This is a genomic window from Butyrivibrio sp. INlla21 (genome assembly GCF_900116875.1).
In the GTDB taxonomy this organism is placed as follows: domain Bacteria; phylum Bacillota; class Clostridia; order Lachnospirales; family Lachnospiraceae; genus Butyrivibrio.
This window is the reverse complement of sequence record NZ_FPCC01000064.1, coordinates 1-2,084: the sequence shown is the minus strand read 5'-3', so window position 1 is coordinate 2,084 and position 2,084 is coordinate 1. Positions and strand designations below refer to the sequence as shown.

The window sequence follows — 2,084 nt, the reverse complement described above, 5'->3', positions numbered from 1 at the left end:
AGTCTCCCACCTATCCTGTACATATAATACCGGACCCCAGTATCAACCTGGAGTAAAGCTCCATGGGGTCTTTCCGTCCTGGCGCGGGTAACCAGCATCTTCACTGGTACTTCAATTTCACCGGGTGCATTGCCGAGACAGTGCTCAAATCATTACGCCTTTCGTGCGGGTCGGAACTTACCCGACAAGGAATTTCGCTACCTTAGGACCGTTATAGTTACGGCCGCCGTTTACTGGGGCTTAAATTCAAAGCTTCGCTTGCGCTAACCTCTCCTCTTAACCTTCCAGCACCGGGCAGGCGTCAGCCCATATACCTCACCTTTCGGTTTCGCATAGACCTGTGTTTTTGCTAAACAGTTGCTTGAGCCTCTTCTCTGCGGCCTGATTGCTCAGGCTCCCCTTATCCCGAAGTTACGGGGACATTTTGCCGAGTTCCTTAACAATGCTTCTCCCGTCGGCCTTAGGATTCTCTCCTCATCCACCTGTGTCGGTTTACGGTACGGGTTGTATATACGCTATAGTGGCTTTTCTTGGCAGTCATATCTGATGCTTCACTACTTTACTTCGTTCCCCCTTGCGGGACCGGTTCTTCCTTCCCCGGCTCATCCCTTTTGCCTGCGTCCCCACAGTTCTGATATATACAAGTGCAGGAATATCAACCTGCTGTCCATCGCCTACGCCTCTTCGGCCTCAGCTTAGGTCCCGACTTCCCCAGGGCAGATCAGCTTTACCCTGGATTCCTTGGATATTCGGCCTGAAGGATTCTCACCTTCATCTCGCTACTCATTCCGGCATTCTCTCTTCACAGCGCTCCGCTGCTCCTTTCGGTACAGTTTCTACGCCCCTGTGAATGCTCCCCTACCGATCATAAGCACCCGTAGATACTTACGATCCCTAGGCTTCGGTGTCGTGTTTCAGCCCCGGTAATTTTCGGCGCAGGACCTCTCGGCTAGTGAGCTATTACGCACTCTTTGAATGTGTGGCTGCTTCTGAGCCAACATCCTAGCTGTCTATGAAATCCCACATCCTTTTCCACTTAACACGTACTTTGGGACCTTAGCCGTAGATCTGGGCTCTTTCCCTTTTGACTACCCAACTTATCTCGTGTAGTCTGACTCCTGTGCATCACCTACTTGGCATTCGGAGTTTGATAATCTTTGGTAAGCGGTGAAGCCCCCGCGGATATTCAGTGCTCTACCTCCAAAAGGCTCGCTACAGGGCTAGCCCTAAAGCTATTTCGGGGAGAACCAGCTATCTCCGAGTTCGATTGGAATTTCTCCCCTATCCACAGCTCATCACCACCCTTTTCAACGGATGTGTGTTCGGACCTCCACAGCCTTTTACGGCCGCTTCATCCTGTCCATGGATAGATCACCCGGTTTCGGGTCTATGTATAAAGACTATACGCCCTATTCAGACTCGGTCTCCCTTCGGCTATTCACCTTAAGTGCTTAACCTCGCCTCCATACATAACTCGCCGGACCGTTCTACAAAAAGTACGCGATCGCACTAATTGCTTATAGTGCTTTCGCAGCTTGCAGACACAGGGTTTCAGGTTCTCTTTCACTCCCCTCCCGGGGTTCTTTTCACCTTTCCCTCACGGTACTATTCGCTATCGGTCACTAAGGAGTATTTAGCCTTACGGGGTGGTCCCCGCTTATTCAGACAAGGTTTCACGTGTCTCGTCCTACTCTGGATACTGTCTCGCTTTGTCCGCTTTCGTATACGAGGCTTTCACTCTCTTTGGCAGGGACTTTCCATTCCCTTTCTACTAGCAGACTCCATCGATTATACAGTCCGAACCCCGGGGAGCAAGCTCCCCGGTTTGGGCTCTTCCGCGTTCGCTCGCCGCTACTTACGGAATCACTTTTGTTTTCTCTTCCTCCGGCTACTTAGATGTTTCAGTTCACCGGGTTCCCTCTACATACCTATGTATTCAGTATGCAGTGACAGAGGTCTTCTCTGCCGGGTTGCCCCATTCAGATATCTGCGGGTCAAAGATCATTTGCATCTCACCGCAGCTTTTCGCAGCTTATCACGTCTTTCTTCGGCTCTTAGTGCCAAGGCATCCGCCCTGCGCCCTA

1 rRNA gene is annotated in these 2,084 nt (G+C 51.2%); it reads right to left on the bottom strand.

Features of this window, described 5'->3' with window-relative positions:
• A 23S ribosomal RNA gene (locus BM377_RS16045) occupies positions 1–2,083 on the bottom strand; the annotation flags it as partial.
• Position 2,084: the final 1 nt, after the last annotated feature.